Source organism: Frigoribacterium sp. ACAM 257, assembly GCF_007954365.1.
GTDB lineage: Bacteria > Actinomycetota > Actinomycetes > Actinomycetales > Microbacteriaceae > Frigoribacterium.
The window spans coordinates 473,973-497,768 of sequence record NZ_VOLO01000003.1; the positions used below are offsets into that span (position 1 = coordinate 473,973).

General features: G+C 70.8%; 25 protein-coding genes. 14 read left to right on the plus strand and 11 right to left on the minus strand.

The window, feature by feature from the left end; genetic code table 11:
* Positions 1-40 precede the first annotated feature (40 nt).
* The 3 genes from ES689_RS12020 to ES689_RS12030 all read left to right on the plus strand — a co-directional run bounded on the left by ES689_RS12020 (position 41) and on the right by ES689_RS12030 (position 3,683).
* Complete coding sequence (locus tag ES689_RS12020; protein ID WP_146904708.1) at positions 41-415, plus strand: FKBP-type peptidyl-prolyl cis-trans isomerase; 375 nt, start codon at positions 41-43, stop codon at positions 413-415.
* Positions 415-1,245 (plus strand): aldo/keto reductase, encoded by an 831-nt coding sequence (locus ES689_RS12025; protein WP_223269569.1) that lies wholly within the window; start codon positions 415-417, stop codon positions 1,243-1,245. Before ES689_RS12020 ends, ES689_RS12025 begins: the two co-directional genes overlap by 1 nt.
* A gap of 155 nt (positions 1,246-1,400) precedes the next feature.
* Complete coding sequence (locus ES689_RS12030; protein ID WP_146904976.1) at positions 1,401-3,683, plus strand: UvrD-helicase domain-containing protein; 2,283 nt, start codon at positions 1,401-1,403, stop codon at positions 3,681-3,683.
* A 76-nt stretch (positions 3,684-3,759) separates the two neighbouring features.
* Here the strand turns inward: ES689_RS12030 and ES689_RS12035 are convergent, their stop codons facing one another.
* The 4 genes from ES689_RS12035 to ES689_RS12050 all read right to left on the minus strand — a co-directional run bounded on the left by ES689_RS12035 (position 3,760) and on the right by ES689_RS12050 (position 6,639).
* A complete protein-coding gene (locus tag ES689_RS12035; RefSeq protein WP_146904712.1) occupies positions 3,760-4,353 on the minus strand; it encodes a DinB family protein in 594 nt (197 codons plus the stop codon).
* A 212-nt stretch (positions 4,354-4,565) separates the two neighbouring features.
* The gene (locus ES689_RS12040) at positions 4,566-5,165 is read right to left on the minus strand and encodes a hypothetical protein (RefSeq protein ID WP_146904715.1); all 600 of its coding nucleotides are present in this window, start codon (positions 5,163-5,165) and stop codon (positions 4,566-4,568) included.
* 4 nt (positions 5,166-5,169) lie between these two features.
* The gene (locus tag ES689_RS12045) at positions 5,170-5,511 is read right to left on the minus strand and encodes a protealysin inhibitor emfourin (RefSeq protein WP_146904717.1); all 342 of its coding nucleotides are present in this window, start codon (positions 5,509-5,511) and stop codon (positions 5,170-5,172) included.
* A gap of 84 nt (positions 5,512-5,595) precedes the next feature.
* Entirely contained in the window at positions 5,596-6,639 is a 1,044-nt protein-coding gene (locus ES689_RS12050; RefSeq protein ID WP_146904720.1) for a M4 family metallopeptidase, read from the minus strand.
* A 151-nt stretch (positions 6,640-6,790) separates the two neighbouring features.
* Here ES689_RS12050 and ES689_RS12055 point away from each other — a divergent pair, with 151 nt between their 5' ends.
* Complete coding sequence (locus tag ES689_RS12055) at positions 6,791-7,330, plus strand: adenine phosphoribosyltransferase (RefSeq protein ID WP_146904723.1); 540 nt, start codon at positions 6,791-6,793, stop codon at positions 7,328-7,330.
* Here the strand turns inward: ES689_RS12055 and ES689_RS12060 are convergent.
* The gene (locus ES689_RS12060) at positions 7,327-8,070 is read right to left on the minus strand and encodes a M50 family metallopeptidase (protein ID WP_146904726.1); all 744 of its coding nucleotides are present in this window, start codon (positions 8,068-8,070) and stop codon (positions 7,327-7,329) included. The genes ES689_RS12055 and ES689_RS12060 overlap by 4 nt on opposite strands.
* A 119-nt stretch (positions 8,071-8,189) precedes the next feature.
* Between ES689_RS12060 and ES689_RS12065 the strand changes: the two genes are divergently transcribed.
* Together ES689_RS12065 and rpsO are read left to right on the plus strand one after the other, a co-directional pair.
* Positions 8,190-8,648 carry a VanZ family protein gene (locus ES689_RS12065; protein ID WP_146904729.1) on the plus strand — a complete coding sequence of 153 codons (459 nt, stop codon included), beginning with the start codon at positions 8,190-8,192 and terminating at the stop codon, positions 8,646-8,648.
* Positions 8,649-8,758: 110 nt separating this feature from the next.
* Positions 8,759-9,028 (plus strand): 30S ribosomal protein S15, encoded by a 270-nt coding sequence (gene rpsO / locus ES689_RS12070; protein WP_056262814.1) that lies wholly within the window; start codon positions 8,759-8,761, stop codon positions 9,026-9,028.
* Between the two features lie 141 nt (positions 9,029-9,169).
* On the opposite strand, the gene ES689_RS15930 is transcribed toward rpsO, so the two are convergent.
* Complete coding sequence (locus ES689_RS15930) at positions 9,170-10,420, minus strand: hypothetical protein (protein WP_223269570.1); 1,251 nt, start codon at positions 10,418-10,420, stop codon at positions 9,170-9,172.
* A 337-nt stretch (positions 10,421-10,757) separates the two neighbouring features.
* Here ES689_RS15930 and ES689_RS12090 point away from each other — a divergent pair, with 337 nt between their 5' ends.
* Together ES689_RS12090 and ES689_RS12095 are read left to right on the plus strand one after the other, a co-directional pair.
* A complete protein-coding gene (locus ES689_RS12090) occupies positions 10,758-13,031 on the plus strand; it encodes a polyribonucleotide nucleotidyltransferase (protein ID WP_146904740.1) in 2,274 nt (757 codons plus the stop codon).
* A 265-nt stretch (positions 13,032-13,296) separates the two neighbouring features.
* Positions 13,297-14,340 carry an aldo/keto reductase gene (locus ES689_RS12095; RefSeq protein WP_223269571.1) on the plus strand — a complete coding sequence of 348 codons (1,044 nt, stop codon included), beginning with the start codon at positions 13,297-13,299 and terminating at the stop codon, positions 14,338-14,340.
* Between the two features lie 55 nt (positions 14,341-14,395).
* Here the strand turns inward: ES689_RS12095 and ES689_RS12100 are convergent, their stop codons facing one another.
* A complete protein-coding gene (locus tag ES689_RS12100) occupies positions 14,396-15,010 on the minus strand; it encodes a TetR/AcrR family transcriptional regulator (protein ID WP_146904743.1) in 615 nt (204 codons plus the stop codon).
* Between the two features lie 242 nt (positions 15,011-15,252).
* Here ES689_RS12100 and ES689_RS12105 point away from each other — a divergent pair, with 242 nt between their 5' ends.
* Together ES689_RS12105 and ES689_RS12110 are read left to right on the plus strand one after the other, a co-directional pair.
* Positions 15,253-16,611 carry a pitrilysin family protein gene (locus ES689_RS12105; protein WP_146904746.1) on the plus strand — a complete coding sequence of 453 codons (1,359 nt, stop codon included), beginning with the start codon at positions 15,253-15,255 and terminating at the stop codon, positions 16,609-16,611.
* Positions 16,612-16,625: 14 nt separating this feature from the next.
* Positions 16,626-17,228 carry a histidine phosphatase family protein gene (locus ES689_RS12110; protein WP_123548739.1) on the plus strand — a complete coding sequence of 201 codons (603 nt, stop codon included), beginning with the start codon at positions 16,626-16,628 and terminating at the stop codon, positions 17,226-17,228.
* Here the strand turns inward: ES689_RS12110 and ES689_RS12115 are convergent.
* A complete protein-coding gene (locus ES689_RS12115; RefSeq protein WP_146904749.1) occupies positions 17,225-17,752 on the minus strand; it encodes a GNAT family N-acetyltransferase in 528 nt (175 codons plus the stop codon). The two genes, ES689_RS12110 and ES689_RS12115, sit on opposite strands and share 4 nt — an antisense overlap.
* 55 nt (positions 17,753-17,807) lie before the next feature.
* On the opposite strand from ES689_RS12115, the gene dapB reads away from it, so the two are divergent.
* Both dapB and ES689_RS12125 read left to right on the plus strand, forming a co-directional pair.
* Positions 17,808-18,539 carry a 4-hydroxy-tetrahydrodipicolinate reductase gene (gene dapB / locus ES689_RS12120; protein ID WP_146904752.1) on the plus strand — a complete coding sequence of 244 codons (732 nt, stop codon included), beginning with the start codon at positions 17,808-17,810 and terminating at the stop codon, positions 18,537-18,539.
* Positions 18,539-18,985 carry a tetratricopeptide repeat protein gene (locus ES689_RS12125; RefSeq protein WP_146904755.1) on the plus strand — a complete coding sequence of 149 codons (447 nt, stop codon included), beginning with the start codon at positions 18,539-18,541 and terminating at the stop codon, positions 18,983-18,985. Before dapB ends, ES689_RS12125 begins: the two co-directional genes overlap by 1 nt.
* Positions 18,986-19,013: 28 nt before the next feature.
* On the opposite strand, the gene ES689_RS12130 is transcribed toward ES689_RS12125, so the two are convergent.
* Positions 19,014-19,919, minus strand: a complete 906-nt coding sequence (locus ES689_RS12130) for a TIGR01777 family oxidoreductase (RefSeq protein ID WP_146904758.1) — start codon at positions 19,917-19,919, stop codon at positions 19,014-19,016.
* Positions 19,920-20,070: 151 nt separating this feature from the next.
* Here ES689_RS12130 and ES689_RS15935 point away from each other — a divergent pair, with 151 nt between their 5' ends.
* Positions 20,071-20,379 (plus strand): hypothetical protein, encoded by a 309-nt coding sequence (locus tag ES689_RS15935; protein ID WP_223269584.1) that lies wholly within the window; start codon positions 20,071-20,073, stop codon positions 20,377-20,379.
* A gap of 84 nt (positions 20,380-20,463) precedes the next feature.
* The gene (gene thyX, locus ES689_RS12140; protein WP_146904761.1) at positions 20,464-21,195 is read left to right on the plus strand and encodes an FAD-dependent thymidylate synthase; all 732 of its coding nucleotides are present in this window, start codon (positions 20,464-20,466) and stop codon (positions 21,193-21,195) included.
* On the opposite strand, the gene ES689_RS12145 is transcribed toward thyX, so the two are convergent.
* Together ES689_RS12145 and ES689_RS12150 are read right to left on the minus strand one after the other, a co-directional pair.
* Positions 21,168-21,593 carry a hypothetical protein gene (locus tag ES689_RS12145; RefSeq protein WP_146904766.1) on the minus strand — a complete coding sequence of 142 codons (426 nt, stop codon included), beginning with the start codon at positions 21,591-21,593 and terminating at the stop codon, positions 21,168-21,170. The two genes, thyX and ES689_RS12145, sit on opposite strands and share 28 nt — an antisense overlap.
* 67 nt (positions 21,594-21,660) lie before the next feature.
* On the minus strand, positions 21,661-23,670 hold the full coding sequence (locus ES689_RS12150) for a hypothetical protein (RefSeq protein ID WP_146904769.1): 2,010 nt from the start codon (positions 23,668-23,670) through the stop codon (positions 21,661-21,663).
* Positions 23,671-23,796: the final 126 nt, after the last annotated feature.

Sequence of the window (23,796 nt, forward strand, 5' to 3'; positions counted from 1 at the left end):
GTCGCCCGACGACCCGAGGAGGCGGTGGTTGGATGGACGCATGACTCACGACCCCAGCACCAAGCCCGAGATCGACGCCCCCACCGCTCCTGCTCCCGCCGAGCTCGAGATCACCGACATCACGGTCGGCGACGGCGACGAGGCCCAGTCCGGCTCGACCGTCAACGTCCACTACCTCGGCGTCGAGTTCGACTCCGGAGAAGAGTTCGACGCGTCGTGGAGCCGCGGCGAGCCCATCAACTTCCCCCTCGCGGCGCTCGTCCGCGGTTGGCAGGAGGGCATCCCCGGCATGAAGGTCGGCGGCCGCCGCCAGCTCGTCGTCCCGCCGCACCTCGCCTACGGCCCCGCCGGCGGCGGGCACCCCCTCTCTGGCAAGACCCTGATCTTCGTCATCGACCTCCTCGGCGTCAGCTGATGACGGCCCCCTCGATCGGCCTCGCCGACGGCCGGACCATCCCGGCCCTCGGCCTCGGCACGTACGGGATGGACGGCGACGAGGGCGCGGGCCAGGTCGCCACGGCGATCGAGTCCGGCTACCGCCTCCTCGACACCGCCCTCAACTACGGCAACGAGGCGGCGGTCGGCGAGGCCGTCCGTCGGGTCGACGTGCCCCGCGACGAGCTCGTCGTCACGTCGAAGCTGCCGGGCCGCCACCACGGCTACGACGAGACGCTCGCGAGCTTCGAGGAGACGCGCAAGAACCTCGGCCTCGACTTCGTCGACCTCTACCTGATCCACTGGCCGCTGCCGCGTGTCGACAAGTACGTCGACTCGTTCCGCGCGTTCGTGAAGTTGCAGGAGGACGGCCTCGTCGGCAGCGTCGGCGTCTCGAACTTCACCGAGGAGCACCTGCAGCGCGTCGCCGACGAGACCGGCGTCGTGCCCGTGGTGAACCAGATCGAGCTGCACCCGTACTTCCCCCAGGCGGGGATGCGCGCGGTGCACGAGCGCATGGGCATCGTCACCGAGAGCTGGAGCCCGCTCGCCAAGCAGAGCGAGCTGCTGCAGGAGGCGGTCGTCACCGAGATCGCCCGTGCCCACGGCAGGACGCCCACCCAGGTCGTGCTGCGCTGGCACGTCCAGCTCGGCGCCGTGCCCGTGCCGAAGTCGGCCGACCCCGGCCGGCAGCGCGAGAACCTCGACGTCTTCGACTTCGAGCTGTCCGACGACGAGGTCGCCCGCATCAGCGGCCTCGAGCGCGGCCGGCTCTGGGACGGCGACCCCGAGACGCACGAGGAGTTCTAGATCCGGCTGCCGGCCGGCTCGCTGCCGGCCTCGGCCTCCCTGCGCGACACGCCCGCGTCCTCTCCGGAGGGCGCGGGCGCCGTCGCGTGTGGGGCGGACGAGCGCCCCTGCACAGGTAGACTGGCGTGCCGTCTTTCCCGAGGGGTGGAGCAAACCTGGTGTCATCTGAGCTGGAGCGCGAACGCGCCTACGTGGCCACGCTGTACGCGCGTCTGGACGAGTTGAAGGCCGACGCCCGCGTGCGGCTCGAGAGCACCCGGCGAGAGGCCGTGGGCGGCAACCACCAGAGCCGCAGCGAGCGGGACGCGTTCGCGAAGCTCTACGAGGACACGATCACGCAGCTCGGCGCCGTCGACGAGCGTCTCGCCTTCGGCCGCCTCGAGCTCGAGCGGCCCGACGAGACCGGCAGCGCGCTCCGCTACATCGGCCGGGTCGGCCTGCGCGACCGGCAGCACCACCCGATCCTGCTCGACTGGCGGGTGCCCGGCGCGAGCGCCTTCTACCAGGCGACCGCGGCCACGCCCATGGGCGTCCGAGCCCGCCGTCACCTCACCCTCGCCGGGCGTGCCGTCACCCGCCTCGAGGACGAGGTCTTCGACCCCGACCTGCTCGACCGCGACGACGTGCAGCTGCAGGGCGAGGGCGCGCTGATGGCCGCCCTCACGGCCCAGCGCACCGGTCGGATGACCGACATCGTCGCCACGATCCAGGCCGAGCAAGACCGGATCATCCGGTCCGAGCTCGACGGCGTCCTCGTCGTCCAGGGCGGGCCCGGCACGGGCAAGACCGCCGTCGCTCTACACCGCGCGGCCTACCTGCTCTACTCGCACCGTGACCGTCTGCGCGGCTCCGGTGTGCTCATCGTCGGCCCGTCGCGGTCGTTCCTGCGGTACATCGAGCAGGTCCTGCCGTCGCTCGGCGAGAGCGGCGTCGTGCTGTCGAGCCTCGGCGGGCTCTACCCCGACCTCGAGACGCAGGTCGACGACGCCCCCGACGTCGCAGCGCTCAAGGGCTCGGCCGAGATGGCCGAGCTGATCAAGCGTGCGGTCCGCTCGCGACAGGTCCGGCCGAGCCACGCGACGACGATCGACATCAACGGCGAACGGCTCGTCGTGCAGCCCGAGCTGATCGGCGACGCCATGCGGCGGGCGCAGGAGCGGGGCAAGCAGCACAACCTCGGCCGCGTCACCTTCAACAAGGCGGCCCTGTCGGCCCTGACCCGCCTGCTCGTGTCGCAGATGCGCGAGCACGGCACGACGGTCGACGAGTCGGACGAGGCGGTGCTCCGCGAGGACATCCGGCAGTCGCACGACGTCCGGGTGCTGCTCAACACCGCGTGGATGCCGCTGTCGGCCGAGAAGCTGATCGAGGATCTGTTCGCGCGGCCGAACTGGCTCGCGACGATCACCCAGCGCTGGACGCCCGAGCAGCGGGCCCTGCTCCAGCGTCCGCGCGGCTCGCAGTTCACGATCTCCGACGTGCCGCTGCTCGACGAGGCGGCCGAGCTGCTCGGCGAGTTCCAGGCGGGTGTCGACCCCGACAAGCTGGCCCGCAAGCAGCAGCGCAAGCGCGACATCGAGAACGCCGAGCGCGCGATCGAGAACATGGGCGTCGAGGGCATGGTGTCGGCCGAGCAGATCGCGGGCGGGTTCGCCGAGCGCGCCGCGTCGATGACCACCTCCGAGCGCGCCGCCGGCGACCGGACCTGGGCCTTCGGCCACGTCGTCGTCGACGAGGCACAAGAACTGTCGCCCATGCAGTGGCGGCTGCTGTCCCGCCGCTGCCCGCTGCGCTCGTTCACCGTCGTCGGCGACATCGCCCAGGCGTCCAGCCCGGCCGCCGCCTCCTCGTGGGACAGGGCGCTCCAGGCCCTGCTCGGCCGTCGCCGCGGCTCGAGCGTCGCCGGCACCACGGCGCCCTGGCGCCTCGAAGAACTCACGGTCAACTACCGCACGCCGAGCCAGATCGTCGAGCACGCCGAGCGCCTCGCCGTCGAGAACGGCCTGACCATCACGGCGAGCCGGTCGGTCCGGTCGAGCGAGTGGCCGGTCCGTGAGATCGCGGTGCCCGCCCTCGCCGCCTCGGGCGACAGCCGAGGAGGCGCCGCGCGCGACGCCCTCGTCGCCGCGGTCGTCGAGGCGGTCGCCGCCGATCGCGGGGTCGACGCCGACGGCACCCTCGCGGTCATCGCGCCGCAGCACCTCGTGGCCGATCTGGTCTCAGGGCTGGACCCGCTGTTCCCGGGGCAGGTGGCGCCGGGCACGGCGTCGCTGACCCGCCCGATCTCGGTGCTCAGCCCGGCGACGTCCAAGGGGCTCGAGTTCGACAGCGTCGTGCTCGTCGACCCCGAGGGCATCCGCACCGGCGCCGCGCGAGGCGCGGCCAGCCTCTACGTGGCGATGACCCGGCCGACGCAACGCCTCACAGTCGTCGGCTAGCGCCGCGCCGCCGCCGCATGGTCGCAAAGCGACGCGGAGACGACAAGACGACGCGATGTCCCAGGTCGCTTTGTCGCTATCGCGTCGTTTCCCGGCGGCCGGCGGCCCGCGCCGCTGCCTCGACCCGGTCGTGGTGCGCTCGCCAGCCCTCGTCGTCCAGGATCGGCACGTTCGGGTCGGCCGGTCCGTTGCCGAGCCTGCCGTCGACCAGCTCGCGGACGAGGTCGGCGTGGCCCGCGTGACGCGCCGTCTCGACGCACAGGTGCACGAGGACCGAGTGCAGCGTCACGTCCCGTCGGTCGGCGGGCCACCACGGCACGACGCCGGGGGAGTCGAGGTCGAGCGCCGCGACGGTCGCGTCGGCGTGCTCGGCGGAGTGGCGGGCGAAGGCGACGATCGCCTCCCGCGTCTCGTCCTCGGTCGCCCAGAGGTCCGCCTCCGGCTCGCTGGTCTCCGTCAGCCACGGCATCTCGCGGTCCGACGGTCTGCCGAAGACCTCGCCGAGGTAGCCGAGCTGGACGCTCGCGACGTGCTTGACGAGGCCGAGCAGGTTGGTGCCGCTCGGCATGAGCGGACGCCGTACGTCGTACTCGTCGAGCCCGTCGAGCTTCGCCAGCAGATCGGCGCGCTGCTTCGACAAGTAGCGCTGCAGGGTCTCTTTCTCGTCCATGTCCCCAGGGTGCCGCCTCCCTGCCTCTGCCGCCACCACCTGCCGCGCCGCCGCCGCCCGCGCCTCTGCCGCTTCCTCTCCTCCGCACACCTCACCTCCTCTTCCTCGAGCAAGGCCGCTCAGGCTGGATCGTCGACACCCGTCGAAGCCGCGCGGGCCCCTCGGCGCGCGGCAGGGTGCGCGCGGGTCCTGCGGGTGTCGACGCCGACGCGCTATCGGTAGTCGGGCGGCCAGGCGAACGCAGGAGGCGCGGTGACGACCTCGCCCCGGGGCGCGAGCACGAGCGCGACGTCCTCGAAGTCGCTCAGCCGGATGCCGGCCGGGTCGCCCGACCAGCGACTCCCGTCCACGAACGTCGTCAGCTCGAGGCCGTCGTCGGGGCCCAGCGAGCCGATGCTGACGGCGTCGAGGTGCACGTCCCACTCGGTGAAGAGCTGGCCCAGCACGAACGACTCCCGTCGGGGCGACTCGACGTGCACGATGCCGGACGTGTCGTGGGTGTGCAGGGGAGCGGCGAGCTTCGTGTCGGCGTCGTGCCCGATGTCGCCGGGGATCGTCACGGCCTCGCCGTCGACCGTGATCGAGAGGTGCGCGTGCACGTGCATCGCGAGGTCCTCGCCCCAGACGTTCTGCATCCCCGCGAGCTCGGCGCGGCCGAGCCGGTCGCCCACGGCGGGCACGGGCCAGGGCGGGGCGCTCTCGGCGCCGACGACGCGGGACGGCTGTGCCGATCCGACCAGGCCGATCCCCACGGCGCCGCCGACGACGACGACCGCGGCGACGGACCCGAAGAGGACGTCTCGGGAGGGCACGTGGCTAGCCCTCACGTCCGGGCGCGTGCGAGTCGGGCCGGGTGCCGTGTCCGTCGGCTGCACGCTCGGCGTCGCTCACCTCGCGCACCCGATCGACCAGCTCGCGCCAGGGCCCGGTCACCTGCTGCTCGGGCAGCTTGGCCTTCTTCGCCGGCGTGGTCTCCGCAGAGATGACCCACACGAAGCGGTCGGGCTGCACCGGCTGGGTCGGCGTCGGCGCGTCCGACCAGGGCACCAGTTCGAGAAGCACGAGCCAGGACTCGGTGTCGGGCTCGGCATCGACGTCGACCTGCCAGGTGCGAGTGAGCCCGGCGAAGCCGCCGGACCTCTGGACGGTCACCATCATGGCCGCGATGCTACTCCGCGGCGCCGTGCGGCCCGGCTGCCGAGCGGCCGAGCAGCAAGCGGCCGAGCGGCCGAGCGGCAGAGCTCAGGCTGCCGGTTCGACGCCCACGCCCTGCCAGCCCGCGGTCGTCGCCCGTGCCTCCTCGGAGTCCGCACCGTACCGGGCGGCGGCCGCCGACACCGTCGCCGCGGCGAACTCCGCGAAGGAGGCGGTCGGCGAGATCTGCCCGCCGACGAGAGTGTCGTACCAGACCTGCCCCGCGCGCTCCCACGCGTGGCCGCCGAGGGCGTCGGCGACGAGGAAGAACGCACGGTTGGGGATGCCCGAGTTGAGGTGCACGCCCCCGTTGTCGTCGGTCGTCTCGACGTAGTCGTCCAGGTGGGCCGGCTGAGGGTCCTTGCCGAGGACGTCGTCGTCGTAGGCCGTGCCGGGCGCCGACATTGAGCGGAGCGCCCGGCCCTCGACGGCCTCGGTGAACAGCTCCTCGCCGATCAGCCAGGTCGCCTGCTCGACCGTCTGGTCGAACAGGTGCTGCTCGACCAGTGCGCCGAAGACGTCGCTGACCGACTCGTTCAGCGCGCCCGACTGCCCCTGGTACTCGAGGTTCGCCGTGTACTGCGTCACGCCGTGGGCGAGCTCGTGGCCGATGACGCTGACCGAGGCGGTGAACCGGCGGAAGACCTCGCCGTCGCCGTCGCCGAAGACCATCCGCTCGCCGTTCCAGAAGGCGTTGTCGTAGTCCTGTCCGTAGTGCACGGTCGCGTCGAGGGGCAAGCCGGCGCCGTCGATGCTCGACCGCCCGTAGGCCTCGAGGAACAGGGCGTGGGTCGCGCCGAGCGCGTCGTACGCCTCGGTCACCGCGACGTCGTCGCCCGCGGGTTCGCCCTCGCCGCGGACCCGCACGCCGGGCAGCTGCTCGGTGCCCTGCGCGTCCGAGATGGTCCGCTCGACCTCGGGCCCCCGGGCGACGGCGCCCCGTCGCACCGGCGGTGCCTCGCTGCGCGCCGCGCGCACCTCGTCGATCTGCAGGAGCCCCTGACGGGCCGCCTCGGGAGCCCGCGTGAAGCGGTCAGTGTCGGCCGCGGCGAGGTGGGCGAGCAGGTACGGGGGAACGATGAAGCGGGTCATGTCCAGACTCTGGCACCTGCCTCCGACATCGGGGCCGTCCGTTCACACGATCGTCACGAGCGAGCGAGCGAGCGAGCAGGTCGGCCGCCACGGGCGGGCTCTGGTCGCAGGAGGTGCGGCGCGACCTCGGCGAGCCGGTAGCGTCGACCGGATGACCGCCTCCGACGCCTCCGCCCTCGTCGACCGCATGATCGCCGTCGTCCCCGACTTCCCCGTCCCCGGGATCCTGTTCCGCGACGTCACGCCGCTCTTCTCCGACGCGGACGCCTTCGCGACCGTGACCGCCGCCCTCTCCGAGCCTTTCGACGGGGCCTTCACCGCCGTGGCCGGCATCGAGGCCCGGGGCTTCGCGCTCGCCGGCGGCATCGCGATCGAGCAGGGCGTCGGCGTCCTCACCGTGCGCAAGGCCGGCAAGCTGCCCGGCGAGGTCCTGAGCGAGAGCTACGCGCTCGAGTACGGCGAGGCGACGCTCGAGCTGCGGCCGAGCCAGCTGCCCGCGGGCACCCGGGTGCTGGTCGTCGACGACGTCCTCGCCACCGGCGGCACGGCCGACGCGACCGTCACCCTGCTCGAGCGCGCGGGCTACGAGGTCGTCGGCATCGCCGTGCTGCTCGAGCTCGAGGGCCTCCCCGGCCGCGAGCGCCTCGCGTCGCGCATCCCCGTGCACGCCCTCGGCAGCGCGCCCGCCTAGGGCGCCAGCCACCCCGGGAACAACAGCAGCGACGCCGCCACGAGGCACGCCGCCGCGACGCCCACGAACACGGCGACCCAGAGGACGCCCGGCAGGTGCGTCAGCCGCGCGAGCTGGTCGGCGTCCGACTCGGTGCGCCCGCCGTGGCGGGCCGCCCGACGACGGCTCGCCTGCAGCTCGACGGAGGCGCGCAGGGCCCCCAGCCCGAGCACGCTCACCAGCACGAGCCCGAACACCTGCTGCCACTCGACCGGTGCGAGCCACGTGACGCCCGCGACGACGGCCCCGCCGACGAGCACGACCCACAGGCCGAACCAGTTGCGGATCTGGACGAGCATCAGCGCGAGCAGCAGCAGCAGCGCCCAGAGCAGGCCGGCCGCGAACCCCGCGCCGAGCAGCCAGGCGGCGCCGAGCGAGGCGAGCGCCGGGGCGGTGTAGCCCGCCAGCAGGGTCAGCACCATGCCCGGCCCCGACCGCGGACCGCGCGAGACGGTCAGCCCGGACGTGTCCGAGTGCAGGCGGATCCCGGTCAGCCGCCGACCGGTCAGCACGGCGGCCAGGCCGTGGCCGCCCTCGTGCACGACGGTCACCGCGTGCCGCACCGTGTGCCAGGTGCCCGGCAGCAGCACGAGCGCGGCCCCGGCGGCCACGGCGAGCAGCATCCACGAGAGGGGGAGCGGGTCGGCGCGCTGCGCGACCCGGGCCCAGAGAGCGGCCAGGGAGGCGGTGGTCTCGTCCATCCCGTCAGCCTAGGAGGCGCCTCCCGGTCCTCCCTCCCCAGGCCCGACCTCCTCAGCCGAGAGGATGGTCCTCGGCTCCGGGCAGCGACTTCCGAGCCGGCGTGCCCCACCATGGACGGATGCGCCGCGCCGTCCTCCTCCTGTTCACCCTCGCCTACCTCGGCCTGGTGGCGTGGATGACCCTGCGTCCCGAGGTCTACGGCGACCGCACCAGCAACCTCCTGTGGCGGGCACTGGGCTTCTTCTCGCGACACGACGAGACGGCGTGGATCACCTTCGACCGGGTCGAGTTCGCCTCGAACGTGATCATGTTCCTGCCGATGGGCGCGCTCGTGGTCCTCCTGCTGCCCCGTCGGTTCTGGTGGCTGGGCGTCCTGGTCGGCTTCGCCGCCTCGTGGGGGATCGAGTCGTACCAGAGCGCGTACCTCGACGGCCGCGTCTCGGACGTGCGCGACCTCGTCTCGAACACCCTCGGCGCGACGATCGGGGCCGCGTTCACGGCGCTCCTGCTCCCTCGGCGCAGGCGCAGGAAGGGCCGCCGGCCGCAGCCGTCCGCCCGTGCCAGGGTCGCCTCCTGAGAGCAGCCCGTCTGGTAAGCTCGTCAGGTTGCCGTCTGAACGGCCGCGGAACAAGAGAGCTCGCACATCCTGTGACGGGCGCCGCGCAACGAACTGGAAGGGGATCCTGAATGGCACTCGCACCTGACGTCAAGACCCGGATCATCGAAGAATACGCGACCCACCCCGGCGACACCGGATCCCCCGAGGTCCAGATCGCCGTGATGACGCAGCGCATCCTCGACCTGACCGAGCACCTGAAAGAGCACAAGCACGACCACCACTCGCGTCGTGGCCTGCTCCTCCTCGTCGGCCAGCGCCGTCGTCTCCTGGGCTACCTGTCCAAGGTCGACATCGAGCGCTACCGCACGCTGATCGGTCGCCTCGGCCTGCGTCGCTAGTCGACCCAGCGCCGACGACCTCCGGGTCTCGACTCCGGCCCCCGTCCTGCTCTGCAGGCGGGGGCCGTTCTCGTCCGCGGCACCGCCTGCGTCGAGGAGGGGACCGGGGCGGTCGGCTCAGTACCAACCGGGGCGGTCGGCTCAGTACCAGTTGTTCCGCACGAAGAAGCCCCAGGCGCCGCACGGCGTGCCGTACCGCCCGGCGATGTAGCTGAGGCCCCAGTTGACCTGGGGCCGGTAGTTGGTCCGCCAGTCGAGCCCGGCCGAGGCCATGAGGCTGCCGGGGTTCGCCTGCGGGATGCCGTAGGTGCCGCTCGTGGGGTTCTGCGCGTTCGTCCGCCAGCCCGACTCCTTGTTCCAGAGCTGGACGAGGCAGCCGTACTCGGCACCGGTGCCGATCTTGGTCGCGGCGTAGGCCTGCGCGCCGGCCGGGTCGTTGACCACGCCGGCCGGGGGAGCAGGGGCCGGGGCAGGTGCGGGGGCCGGTGCGGGTGCCGGTGCCGGTGCCGGTGCCGGTGCCGGTGCCGGTGCGGGTGCCGGCCCGGGCGCGGCAGGTGCCGGAGCGACGACAGGCGGTGCCGCCGTCCCTGCCCCGCCGCCCGAGGCAGCCCCCCGGTCCGCAGCAGCCGCCCCCGCCTGCTCGACGCTGGCCTGCACCGCCGCGTCCTGCCGGGCAGCCCGCTCGGCGTCGGCGGTGCTCTGCCGCAGCGTCGCGAGCTGCGAGTAGAGCACGTCGGTCCGGCTCGTCGCCGACGCGACCGCGTCGTCGGCCGCCGCCTGTGCCGAGGAGGCGGCCGACGCCTCCTGCGCCGCCTCCGCCGCGAGGCGCTCGCGTTCCGCACGAGCAGCCTCCGACTGGTCGCGAAGCGAGGCGAGCTCGTTGCTGCTCGTCGTGGCGTCGGCCAGCACGACCTGCCAGCGGTCTCCGAGCTGGGTGAGGGTCCCCATCTGCCTCAGCACCTGGTCGGGGCGGTGCGAGGTCAGCAGGACGCTCGTCGTCGAGGCGCCGTTCCCGACGCGCGCCAGGTGCGCGGCGAGCTGTCCCGCCTGCTCGTGGGCCGCCTCCTCGGCCGACGCGGCCTCCGCGGACCTGGCGTCGAGCTGGTCCGAGAGCACGGCGGCCCGCGCGAGCGCGTCGGCGGCCCCGGTGCTCACGCCCTCGGCGGCGACCGCTCTCTCGCCGGCGTCCGCCGCACCGGCCTCGAGCTCGTCGAGCGAGCTCACGACGGCGTCCACCTGCTGCTGCACCGATGAGGCGTCCCCGGTCGGTGCCTCCACGGCGGCCGTGGGCAGGGCCGAGGTCAGCACGATCGCCGCGGAGCAGGCGACCGCGACCGCGGTGGCGGCCCCGACGCTCCGGCCGGTGCGCCGAGTGCGGCGAGGTGCGTGCATCTCTCGACCCTAGCGGCGGTGCGCGCGCCGGTCGCCGCCCCGAAGAGGGGGCACTTCCCCGGTCTCGGAGGGCCCGGGTGCTAGCATCGCCCTCGGAGCAGGCCGGTCTGGCTGCTGGTCGCCGGTGGTGACAGGCGGAACGCCCCGACACGTGAACGCCGCGAGGGCGCACTGGTCGGGAGGTGGATCCGACCGTTTCTTCCGCTGACCAGACGTGCCGCCGCCTCCGTCGCGTTGCTGCACGTGCGTGTCCTCATGCCGTCCCCGCCGCCCGCTCCCGCTGCACATCGATGCCCACACGGGGCCTCGATGCAAAACAAAGAGGAGTAGCCCCCACATGGAGGGTCCAGAGATCAAGTTCGGCGAAGCCGTCCTCGACAACGGCAAGTTCGGCAAGCGCACCATCCGATTCGAGACCGGCCGTCTCGCCCAGCAGGCTCAGGGAGCCGTCGCTGCGTACCTCGACGAGGACACCATGCTCCTCTCGGCCACCAGCGCGAGCAAGAAGCCGAAGGACAACTTCGACTTCTTCCCGCTCACCATCGACGTGGAAGAGCGCTCGTACGCCGCGGGCAAGATCCCCGGCTCGTTCTTCCGTCGCGAGGGTCGTCCCTCCACCGAGGCCATCCTCGTCTGCCGTCTCATCGACCGGCCCCTGCGCCCCTCCTTCGTCGAGGGCCTCCGCAACGAGGTGCAGGTCGTCATCACCGTCCTGAGCATCGCGCCCGACGAGTTCTACGACGCCCTGGCCATCAACGCCGCCAGCGCCTCGACCCAGATCTCCGGCCTGCCCTTCTCCGGCCCGATCGCCGGCGTGCGCCTCGCGCTCATCGGCGACCAGTGGGTCGCGTTCCCCAAGGCCTCGCAGCTCGAGGAGGCCGTCTTCGACCTCACCGTCGCCGGCCGTGTCGTCACCGACGCCGCGGGCAACGAGGACGTCGCCATCATGATGGTCGAGGCCGAGGCCACCGAGCACGCCTGGGGCCTCATCCAGGGCGGCGCCACCAAGCCCGACGAGGCCGTCGTGGCCCAGGGCCTCGAGGCGGCCAAGCCGTTCCTCAAGCAGCTCGTCGACGCGCAGTCGGCCATGGCCGCGCAGGCCTTCAAGGAGATCGCCGACTACCCGGTGTTCCTGCCCTACACGGACGAGGTCCTCGCGGCCGTCACCGAGGCTGCCGGCACCGAGCTCGCCGAGGTCTACAAGATCGCCGGCAAGACCGAGCGCCAGGACGCCGACGACGTGCTCAAGGGCAAGGTCAAAGAGGCGATCTCGGCCAAGGTCGACGCGGGCGAGCTGCCCGCCGAGGCCACCGGCCAGGTCTCCGCCGCCTACAAGTCGGCGACGAAGAAGGTCGTCCGCGACCGCATCCTCACCGAGCAGGTCCGCATGGACGGTCGCGGCCTCGCCGACATCCGTCCGCTCGACGCCGAGGTCCAGGTCATCCCGCGCGTGCACGGCTCCGCCATCTTCCAGCGCGGCGAGACCCAGATCATGGGCGTCACCACGCTGAACATGCTCAAGATGGAGCAGCAGATCGACTCCCTGAGCCCGGTCACGAAGAAGCGCTACCTGCACCACTACAACTTCCCGCCCTACTCGACCGGCGAGACCGGCCGCGTTGGTTCGCCCAAGCGTCGCGAGATCGGGCACGGCTTCCTCGCCGAGCGCGCCCTCGTGCCGGTGCTGCCGTCGCGTGAGGAGTTCCCCTACGCCATCCGTCAGGTGTCCGAGGCCCTCGGCTCCAACGGCTCGACGTCGATGGGCTCCGTCTGCGCCTCGACCCTGTCGCTGCTGAACGCCGGCGTGCCGCTCCGCGCGCCCGTCGCGGGCATCGCCATGGGCCTCGTGTCCGACGAGGTCGACGGCCAGACGCGCTACGCCGCGCTGACCGACATCCTCGGTGCCGAGGACGCCCTCGGCGACATGGACTTCAAGGTCGCCGGCACGTCCGAGTTCGTCACGGCCATCCAGCTCGACACGAAGCTCGACGGTCTGCCGACCGCCGTCCTCGACGCCGCCCTGAAGCAGGCCAAGGAGGCGCGCACCGCCATCCTGAGCGTGCTCAACTCGGCCATCGACGCGCCCGACGAGATGGCCCCGACCGCGCCCCGCGTGATCTCGGTGCAGATCCCGCAGGACAAGATCGGCGAGCTGATCGGCCCGAAGGGCAAGACGATCAACTCGATCCAGGACACCACGGGTGCCGACATCTCGATCGAGGAGGACGGCACGGTCTACATCGGCGCCGTCGACGGTCCCTCGGCCGAGGCCGCTCGCGCCCAGGTGAACGCGATCGCGAACCCGACGAACCCCGAGATCGGCGAGCAGTTCCTCGGGACCGTCGTCAAGATCGCGTCGTTCGGCGCCTTCGTCTCGCTCCTCCCCGGCAAGGACGGCCTCCTGCACATCAGCGAGGTCCGCAAGCTGGCCGGCGGCAAGCGCGTCGAGGCCGTCGAGGACGTCCTCGGGGTCGGACAGAAGATCCTGGTCGAGATCACCAAGATCGACGACCGCGGCAAGCTGTCGCTCGCGCCCGTCGTCGCCGAGGAGGCGGACACCGACTCGAGCGGCGCCGCCGAGCAGTCGAACGACGAGTCCGTCGAGGTCTAGTCCCCGACGAGCAGCAGAACGGAGCGCCCGTCCCGACCACGTCGGGGCGGGCGCTCCGTCGTCGCGCCGGCCCTCCCGGGGCAGCCCCCGAACTCGGGGTGTCGGATCTCGTAACGATCGGGTGCGGCGGCAGGCGCGCGACGACCGCAGCACGTACGCTTGCACCAGGAGCGAGCACGGTGCTCCCGGGCCATCTCAGGCGGCACATCGAGGTGGTCGTCCGGCGTACCCACGCGCACGACGCCACGACCACGAAGGGCACGGAGTGACGAACACGTCGGCGGGCACCCCCGGTCCCACCACGCCCTCCGCTCCTCCCGTCGACCTGCCCGCGCGCATGTCCGAGACGGTGGGCGACGCCACGGTCCCCGTCGACCTCGGCATCATCCAGCCCCGTCGTCGGCTCGGCGTGTCCGACCTCCGCGTGTTCCCCGTCGCGCTCGGCGGCAACGTCTTCGGCTGGACGGCCGACCAGACCGACACCATGTCCGTCCTCGACGCGTACTACGACCACGGCGGCAACTTCGTCGACACGGCCGACAGCTACGCCGGCGGTCGCAGCGAGGTGATGATCGGCTCGTGGATGCGCTCGCGCCGCTCACGGGACGACATGGTCGTCTCCACGAAGGTCGGCAAGGGCGCCGACGCTCCCGGCCTGTCGCCGCGCTCGATCGAGCGTGCCGTCGAGGCTTCTCTGGAGCGCCTCGGCACGGACCACATCGACCTGCTGTACCTGCACGTCGACGACACCGAGGTCGCCTTCGAGCGCACACTGCTCGCCGTCGACCACCTGATCCGCGCCGGCAAGGTCCGATGGTTCGGCGGGTCGCACCACTCGGGCAACCGCCTCTACGAGGCGCGCATCGCCGCGGGCATGCTCGGAGTGGCCCCGATGGTCGCCCTGCAGAACCAGTACAGCCTCATGCACCGGTCCGAGTACGAGAAGGGCCTGGCGCGCGTCGCCGCTCAGCTGCGCCTCGGCGTCATGCCGCGGTTCGCCCTCGCCGGCGGCTTCCTCACCGGCAAGTACCGGTCGCGTTCCGACTTCGCCGGCACCAGGCGCGGACGCGGGGTCTCGGGCTACCTGACCAAGAAGGGCCTGCGGGTGCTCCACGAGCTCGACAGCGTCGCGTCGGCGCACGAGGTGTCGACCGCGGCCGTCGCCCTGGCCTGGCTGCTGGCCAAGCCGCACGTGGTCGCACCGGTGGCGAGCGCCACGAACGCCAAGCAGGTCGTCGAGCTGGCCCAGGCGGCGACCGTCAAGCTCACGCGCACGCAGGTGCTCGAGCTCGACCGCGTCTCCGCCTAGGGGCGACCGCCCCCGATCGTCGCGTGCCGGCCCTCGGGCCTCCCCGGCTCTGGGGCTAGGCCGGGAGGAGGCGCTCGGCCGTCCGGCGGAGCGCCGCGGAGGTGGCGATGGCGTCGCCGCAGTAGGCGCCCGTGAGTGCGCCGTCGAGCGCCAGCAGGAAGTCGTCGGCGGCATCGCCCGGCATCGGGTGCCCCGCGCCCTTGAAGAGGTCGACGAGGGCGTCGGTGAGCCATTCCTGGTGCTCCGCCACGGCGGCGCGGACGGGGTGTGTCGGGTCGCTGAACTCGGCGGCGGCGTTGGCGAAGGCAGAGCCGCGGAACCGAGGGGACTGCATCTGGGCGACGACGTCGTCGACGACGGCGAGGACGGTCGCTGCCCCGCCGGGGGAGGCGGCCACGACGGCCGCGAGTCCCGCGACGGCGCGCTCGTGCCTGACCCGGAGGTACTCGAGCACCAGGGTGTCCTTCGCGCCGAAGTGCTTGTAGAAGGTGGCCTTCGTCACGGACGCCTCGGCGATGAGCCGGTCGACGCCGACGACGCGGACGCCCTCGTCGTAGAAGAGGCGGTCTGCCGTCGTCAGCACGCGGTCCCGCGCGCCGGGCGTCGTCTGGTCGGCGCGGGGCCGCCCCGGGAGACGCTGGACGGCCGGAGGGGGGGATTCGACCGTCACAGCGTGGCTCCTCGAGGCATATCGGCTTGGAGCGACGCGGGGGGCGTCCGCTCCGGACCGCCGGATGACCTCCGACCAGCCGCCGACGACGGGGCAGGGGGGTGACCCGCCGTCGGTCCCATGACCATATCATCGACGAGGACAGACCGAACCGTCTGTTTGTCCGCAGGGACGTGCCCCACTTCGGGTGCCATCGACGACGGTCGGGTCGTGCCGAGGCGCGGTCCCGTAGGCTCGACGCGATGAACGGCCCGGTCTCCCTCCCACTCGACTCGGTCGAGCTCTCCTTCCGCGCGACGGGCGACGCACTCGTGCGGCGCACCCTCCTCCCCACGGGCGTCCGCGTCCTCACCGAGCAGATGCCGGGCGCCCGCAGCGCCACCGTCGGCTTCTGGGTGGCCGTGGGCTCCCGGGACGAGCAGCCGGGCGAGCGCGGCTCCACGCACTTCCTCGAGCACCTCCTCTTCAAGGGGACGGCGACGCGCTCCGCGCTGGACATCGCGGTGGCGTTCGAGTCGGTCGGCGGCGAGCACAACGCCGCCACGGCGAAGGAGTACACCTGCTACTACGCCCGGGTGCGCGACGTCGACCTGGACGACGCCGTCGACGTCCTCGCCGACATGCTCACGTCCTCGGCCCTCGAGCCCGGCGAGTTCGAGACCGAGCGGGGCGTCATCCTCGAAGAGCTCGCGATGGCCGACGACGACCCCGCGGACGTGGCCGGCGAGCGCCTCTTCGAGTCCGTCTTCGGCGCTCACCCGCTGGGCCGCCCGATCGGGGGATCGCCCGAGAGCATCCGGGAGGCGCGGCGCGACGACGTGCACGCCCACTACCTGACGAACTACCGGCCCCGCGACCTCGTGGTCACGATCGCCGGAGCAGTCGACCACGACCACGCCGTCGAGCGGCTCGAGCAGGCGCTGGCCAGGTCGCCCTGGTCGACCGAGGCGGCGCCTCCCGTGCCGCGACGCTCGACCGAGCTCGTCGTGCCGACGCCGAGCGAGCCGGTCGTCGTCGTGCGCCGTCCCCTCGAGCAGGCCACCGTCCTGCTGGGCATGCCCGGCATCTCCGCGACCGACGACCGTCGTCCGGCCCTCGCCGTCCTCAACTCGGTGCTGGGAGGCGGCATGTCCTCGCGCCTGTTCCAGGAGATCCGCGAACGGCGCGGCCTGGCCTACTCCGTGTACTCGTTCGCGCCGAGCTACTCCGACGCAGGCCTGTTCGGGCTCTACGCCGGCTGCACGCCGAGCAACGTCGAGACGGTGGGGCAGCTGATGCTCGACGAGCTCGACCGCGTCGCGGACTCGGGCGTCACCGAGCTCGAGCGGGAGCGGGCGCTGGGCCAGCTCGGCGGTGCCGCCGCCCTGGCCCTGGAGGACAGCGACACGCGGATGAACCGCCTCGGCCGTGCCGAGCTCTCGACCGGCGAGTTCGTCGACCTCGACGCCTCCCTCGCCCGCCTCGGCCGTGTCCGCCTCGACGACGTGCGCGACCTGGCCCGTGAGCTCCGTTCGGGTCCCCTCTCGACCGTGATCGTGGGCGACGTCGAGGCATCCTCCTTCACGCCCCCGACGACGACGTCGGCCGCGGTCACCCCATGAGTCAGGAGACGACGGTGTCCCACTACCTGTACCTGGTCCGGCACGGCGAGCAACAGGACGCCGAGCACGGGCTCCCCGACGGCCCGCTGTCCGAGCGCGGCAAGCGACAGGCGCGGCTCCTCGCCGAGCGCCTCGGGGGAGTGCCCTTCTCCGCCGCGTGGCACTCGCCGCTCGAGCGCGCGGCCGAGACCGCGCGCATCATGACCGAGCGGCTCCCCGCCCTCGAGTCGCAGCCGTCGACCCTGCTCTTCGACTGCGTGCCCTCCGGCCCGACGGCCGACATGCCCTCCGCCTACAAGCCGTTCTTCGGCGGCGTCACCGAGGACGAGATCGAGGCGGGCCAGGCACAGATGGCCGACGCGGTGTCCGAGTGGCTGACGCCCTCCCGCGAGGATCGCCACGACCTGCTCATCACGCACAACTTCGTCATCGGGTGGTTCGTGCGCGAGGTCTTCGGGGCTCCCGACTGGCGCTGGATGGGCGTGAACCAGGCCAACGCCGGCCTGACCATCATCCGCGTCCGCTCGGCGAAGCCGCCGGAGCTCGTGACCCACAACGACCTGGGGCACCTGCCCGTCGAGCTGCGCACCGGGCTGCCGGTCGAGCAGCCGATCTAGCTGACGGGCGCGCGGGGCGCCACCGGCTTGGCGAACCAGGTCGTCGCGTTCGGGTTGTCGTTGTAGGGCTCGACCTCGCGGTAGCCGGTCGCCCGGTAGAGGGCCCCGGCCGCCAGGAGGCTCTCGTTCGTGTCGAGGACCACCAGGTCCGCGCCCAGGCCGGCGGCCACCTCCTCGAGCTCGGCCATCAGCAGGCGGCCGAGCCCTCGCCCGCGGGCCTCGGGCCTCACGAAGACGTGCTTGACCTCGTACCGCACCAGCCCCTCCGGCGTCGGGTCGATGCGGCGGACGCCGCCGCACGCCAGCGCGCCCACGGTGCCCGGCTCGGGGACGGAGTCCGAGGAGGCGTCGTCCTCGACGAGCAGGAACGACCCGGCCGGGGGAGTGAAGCTGACGTCCGACGGCGACGCCGTGCGGTAGCTGCCCTTCCCCGACGGGAAAGTCGCTCGGCGCTCGGCGAAGTACGCCTCGAGCAGGTCGGCGGCGGCGGGGGACGACACGGGGACGGCGCGGAACCGGGGCATGCGCACCATGCTAGGTCGGGCGGGCCTCCGGGCGCCGCCGGGTAGGTTGGAGCCCATGACCTCCCAGATCGCCGTCGTCGGAGCCACGGGCACGCTCGGCTCGTTCGTCGTCGACCTCGTCCGGCGCACGCCGGGCCTCGAGCTGCACGCCGGCCTCTCCTCCCGTGACGACCTCGACGACGTGCGCGGGGCCGATCTCGTCGTCGACGTGACCCACCCGGCCGTCAGCCCGGGAATCGTCGAGCACGTCGTCCGGGCGGGCCTCCCCGTCCTCGTGGGCACGTCGGGCTGGAACGCCGAGCGGGTGGCGAAGCTCCGCACGGTCGTCGCCGACGTCGGCGGCCCTGGCGTCCTTGTCGTCCCCAACTTCTCCCTGGGGTCCGTCCTCGCCACGCGGTTCGCCACGATGGCGGCGCGCTTCTACGAGAGCGTCGAGATCGTGGAGGCGCACCACCAGGGAAAGGTCGACTCGCCCTCCGGCACGGCCGTCCGCACCGCGGAGCTGATCGCCGAGGCACGCCGCGAGCTCGGCCCGGTCTCCGCGCCCTTCTCCGACCAGCGCGCCCGAGGCCAGCAGGTCGCCAGCGTCCCGGTGCACAGCATGCGCCTCCGCGGCGTCGTCGCGAAGCAGGAGGTCGTCTTCGGCGGCGAGGGCGAGACGCTCACCCTGACCCACGACACGATCTCGCAGCGCGCCTACGAGCAGGGCCTGCTCGTCGCCCTGGCCGAGGCGCCGCGGGTCGAGGGCGTCGTCGTCGGGCTCGACAGCGTGCTCCCGCTCGACTGATGAAGGGCCGCACTGCGGCGCTCGTCATGGCGCTGTTCCTCCTCCTGTACGTCGTCCTGGTCGCACAGCGGGCGTACCTCTTCGTCATGACCGGCGAGCCCGTCGCCGTCGTGCTCGGCGTGGCCCTGCTCGTCCTGCCGGTCCTGGGGATCTTCGCCCTGGTCGCCGAGCTGCGCTTCGGGGTGCACACGCAGCAGATGGTGCGCGAGCTCGAGGAGGCGGGCGAGCTGCCGGTCGACGAGGTCCCACGCCGCGCCTCCGGCCGGTACGAGCGCGCCGCGGCCGACGCGGCCTTCCCGCGGTGGGCGCAGGCCGTCGAGGACGCCCCCGACGACTGGCGCGCCTGGTTCCGACTCGGCCTGGCCTACGACGCGTGCGGCGACCGTCGCCGTGCCCGTCAGGCGGTCCGCAAGGCGTCCCGGATGCGCGGCGGCGCGACGGCCTAGGCGCCGAGCAGCTCTGCGGAGCGGCGGGTCACAGGCTCGCGGTGAGCGCGTCGACGGCCTGGTCGACCGTGCGGTGACGGAACGCGAAGCCGTCCGCGAGCAGCGCCTCCGGCACGACCTGCTGGCTCGGCAGCAGCATCTCGCGGCCCGCCTCCTGCATGGCCGTGCTGATGACGACCTCGGGAACCGTGAGCGCGTAGGGGCGTCCGAGGTCCTTCGCGAGGCGGCGGGTGAGGGCGTCGCTGGTGGCGGGCGTGGGGCCGGCGAGGTTGACCGGGCCGCTGAGGCTCGACGTCAGCAGGTGCACGATCGCGGCGGCCTCGTCGTGCAGGCTGATCCAGGGCCAGAACTGGTCCCCGGTGCCGAGGCGCGAGCCCAGGCCGAGCTTGGTGAGGGGCAGCAGCGGAGCCATGGCGCCGCCGGGGCCCACGACCACGCCGGTGCGCAGGTGCACGACGCGGGTGGCGTCGGGCGTGGAGGCGGTCGCCGCCTCCCAGTCGGCGACGACGTCGCTGAGGAATCCGCTGCCTCGCGGGCTCTGCTCCGTCAGGCGCTCGCCCGGACGGTCGCCGTAGATGCCGACCGCGGAGCCGCTGAGGAACACGGCAGGCGGCTGCTCGGCGCCGGCCATGCCGTGCGCCAACGTCGCGGTGGCCGTCACGCGGGAGTCACGGATCTCGCGCTTGTAGCCGGTGGTCCAGGGCAGGCGGCCGAGGGAGGCGCCGCTCAGGTTCACGACGGCGTCCGCCCGGTCGAGCAGGGTGCGGTCGATGATCCCCGCCGCCGGCACCCACGTCGCCTCGCCCTCGTCGCGGGCCTCGCGCCGGACGAGCGCGACGACCGTGTGGCCCGCGGCCACCAGCTGGCGTCGCAGCTCGGTGCCGACCAGGCCGGAGGCGCCGGAGACGAGGACGGTGAGGGAGTCGGCGGTCATGGGCCCTGGCTTTCTCGAGGAGGCGCGGCGCAGGGGAGCTGCGCCTCCTCGGGAGCGTAGCCGCGCCTCCTGCCGGTCGCCCGGGCGTCGGACGCTCCAGGGACCGGTGCCGGGCCGGGGCCGGACGGTCGTCGGAGGTAGAGTCGTCGCCGTGACTGATGCCGACGCCGTGACCCCCGCCTCCTCGTCTCCCGACACCGCTGCCGACCCCGTCGAGTTCCGCAGCGACGTCACGGTCGAGCTGGTCCGCTCGAGCGCACACGACTCCGACGTCCTCTTCGCGGCGCGGGTGTCGACCATGGGCGAGCTGACGCTCGAGGGCGCCCAGGCCTCGGCCGACGGGGCCCAGGCGACCAAGGGAGCTGGCCTCATCAACTACCTGATGCGCGACCTTCTGTCGACGCGAAGCAGGTATAACCCGGCTTTGGGTAAGAAAAGTCCAGTCCAACTGGCTCTTTAGTCAGAACGCCGTCCGGCTAGCAAAAGTATACTTTTCCCCAAGAGGCAGTCGTCGGCATCGGCGGCGCAGAACATGGAGCAAGCAATGAGCGATACCCGGAGCCAAGTCAAATTCCGAAGCGATGTCGACGTGACACTCGTCAGGGCAGCAGCTCAGGACTCCGATGTTGTTTGGGCCGCGCGTGTCTCGACCGCAGGCGAAGACTCTATTGACGCAGTTGGTTCAGACGCCGCAGACTCCGCATTTTTGATTAAATATTTGGCCCGCGAGCGGCACGGTTCACCGTTCGAGCACAACTCGATGACTTTCATGGTTACAGCCCCGATCTTCGTCTTCCGAGAATTCATGCGTCATCGCGTGGGCTTTTCGTACAACGAGGAAAGTGGCCGGTACCGAGAGCTAAAGTCCGTCTTCTACGTTCCCGGACCCGAGCGCAGGCTTGTCCAGGAGGGACGGCCTGGGCGCTACAACTTCGTCGAGGGGACTCAAGAGCAGTACGAGATCGTCGTGAAGCAAACGCGTCAAGCGGCCGAAGTTGCCTACAGGGCGTACCAAGAGATGCTCGAGGCGGGCGTTGCGCGAGAGGTAGCCCGCGGCGTCCTTCCGGTCGGCATCTACTCGACCATGTATGTCACCTGCAACGCTCGATCGCTGATGTCGTTCCTTAGCCTTCGCACGAAGAATGAGAACTCCAAGTTCCCGTCCTACCCCCAGCGAGAGATCGAAATGGTGGCGGAACAGATGGAGGAGTACTTCGCAAAACTCATGCCCATCACGTACGAGGCTTTTCAGGCATCGGGGCGCGTCTCGCCCTGATCACGTGTCTTCATTTTCGTGACGTTCGTCTGGGACGTTGTCGCTGGCCTTTTTCTTAGGATCCTGACCTGCTCCTCGAGGAAATCGTTTGTGAGGAGCAGATTGGCGTTCACCTGGATCGTATATTCCGCGCCACGCCGCCAATACTCGCTTGATTCTTGGGCTCGCTGCTTGATGCCGCGTTCCGTCTCGAGTTCGGCTTTGAGCCCTGCGATGATCTCCGCTTGGGCTCGTTCAACAACCGACTTTGGTCGCTTCGCTTCGCGGAAGAGTTCGCCGATGTCCTTAAGCCGACCTTGCTTAAAATGGTGCTCCTTGAGATCACATCCAGACTCCTTGATGAGTGCCGTTAGTGTGAGCGTCCCAACAGCAACAACCTGAGGGGTGCCTGCAAGCATTCTGGCGATTGCCGCGACAAGGACGGCTCTTTCCGCGGCGTCCTTGGATGCGCGCCTCGACTTTGCGTCAGTTGGTTTTGGCACAATGTGCACCCTCCGTGGCACTCAGCGTCTTCCTATCCGCTTCGTGCTGCTCTATTCGGTGCTTGAGGTCACTGACCTTGTTCTGTTTTACGATGCGCATAGGAACTGGATCGAACGGCATCGACGCTTTCAGCGCCTTGATCTCTGCGCGCGCCTGCACGATCGTGGTGTCCGTGACGAGCCTGAGGCTGCAGTCCGAAACGCAATGGACAGGATCTGGGGAACTCCGAGATGTCTGACCAGAGCGGATAAGGCATGCAGACCGGGCGGGATCATCCAGGCACATGGAACTTTGTTTTGGATTGTCATGAACGGGGACGATGAGGGCGTCCTTCTTCATCCGTCGCTCTTGGTTAATTCCCACAGCGCTCATGCGGAATAGGAATTCGCTTGCTGCTGGCCCCGAGACCCCCATGCCGTTTGTCATTCCTTGGCGGAGTTCAGCGCCGGCGGCGAGCTTTGAGGTTCGGACCTCGTCGTCGATTTCGGCGGTTAAGCCGTATTTGCTCGAGGCGCCGTAAGCGGTGTGCATCTTCATGAGGTGGTCGTACGTGAGGGCCCCTGTGATCACTCCGTCGGGAAAATGCACCAAGTGCCAGGCGAGCGTTTTTCTGAACCGAGACAACGTGATCGGCCCATTGCGGTCGTTCGGAATGCGGAGATGCTTCTTGCCGGCAGCGTCGCTGATTTCATTGCAGTGCTGGACGAAACGACGGATCCAGTCAGCAGCAACTTTTGCTGACACACCGGCTTCTTCTCCGAGGTTGAGGAGGCTATGGCCGCCGGGTCTCAGCGCCTGGAGAATGCGGATTGCCTGGGTTGCAGGACCAAAGACCGGCCATTCATGTTGGTGGCCCTGGAGGTCGCTCGCGCCATCTGGGGTTTGACGGTTTTTGGTGGTCGTGGCTCGGACGACATCGATCGGATGGCCGTCTTCGTCTGCGCTCACACGCAATACATCGAAGGGGAGGCCGAGGACTTCATGGGGGCGCATGCCCGTGAAGTACGCCAACACGACCAGGCAGGCTGTAGTGAGGCTCTCGATGTGCCTGCTGATGTCGCAGAAGTCGATCCGTTCGATCCAAGGAACGCCGAGTAGCCGGCCTCGGACTTCAACGCCTACAGGTTGCGGCGCAGTCACGTCGAGGTCGAATCCTCGGGTGTGCCAGCCTTTCATCAGGTGTCCATTCCGGTGCCAGGGTCCCGCGCGGCCTACGGCTTGGGACATTTGTGTTGGTGAGCAACCTCCGCCAGCGGATGCCACGAGGTAGACACCCGCGAGGGATAAACCTCGATTTAGCTGCGTTGCGGGAAGTGAGAGGCTCGGGTCTCGCGCTCTAAGAATTTCCCGTGCTCTTTGGCTCCCCTTTTCGATGGGGGCGTCGAGGTTTCCTAGAAGCCTGGCTTTGGCGTCCTTAGCGGCGAGAACGTCGTTCGAGATCGAATCGATCCAAGCAATGCTCATCACGCACAGGGGACTCATGGTGGCGGCGCTGATGGGTGCAGTCGCTGTTTCTGGCACAGGGGAGTCGTGCGCTCTTTGGGGAGCACGAGCCTTGGTGGGCGCCGTCGAGTCTTGAAGCCGGTTGTCTTCATCTAGCCAAGGGGGTTTTGGGAAAAAGTGAGCTGGGCCGCAGCGCAAGCTCACGATGTGAAGCCGAACAAGAGATTTTCTAATGCTGCGTGCGCGGTCGATGGTCAATTCGCCACGTCTCGTTCGGGCCTCGATGTCCGTCGCGTAGGCCTTGAGGAGCGCAGAACTGCCATGGTTTTGAGCCCCAACCTGTTGTGGCTCCAAGTCGCCCAAGGTGTCCGCGACGCCGACGTCATCTAGCCACCATGAGAATCTCGACCAGTCGCCAACCATCTGAACGACGGTCGTGGCGGCGAGCCATTTTCGTGGTTTCTGGCCGCTTGTGGGAGTGCCCGAATCGAGAAATGGCTCGTTCATCAACGTCCATGCCGCCCGCTTGAAGCCCCTGCGAAACTGCACGGGAAACCCCTTTGCGCCTCGACTGCCGGAACTGAACCTCAACGCGTCGGGTTTGGTGGATGCGTTCGTTCCCAAGGCAGTGGTGGGCCAGCGGTCCGATGCGAATAGGGCAATGTCTTGAGCCCC